A 239-nucleotide genomic window follows, 5' to 3' on the forward strand; every position below is an offset into this window, starting at 1 on the left:
GTATCCGGATGACTCCACCTACTCCGGGCGTGAGCTGCGCCTGCGTCAGGAATACTTCCTGGTTTCCTCGACCATTCAGGACATTTTAAGCCGCCATTATCAGTTGCATAAAACCTACGATAACCTGGCGGATAAAATCGCGATTCATCTCAATGATACCCATCCGGTACTGTCGATTCCTGAGATGATGCGTCTGCTGATCGATGAGCACCAATTTAGCTGGGACGACGCGTTTGAGG

Annotated in this window: 1 protein-coding gene; it reads left to right on the forward strand. The window is 50.6% G+C overall.

The window, feature by feature from the left end:
• A partial coding sequence (locus tag AC0L24_RS33965) for a glycogen/starch/alpha-glucan phosphorylase (protein WP_473565113.1) occupies positions 1–239 on the forward strand: 239 nt, incomplete at both ends.

This window comes from Mesorhizobium sp. WSM4809, from assembly GCF_055811655.1.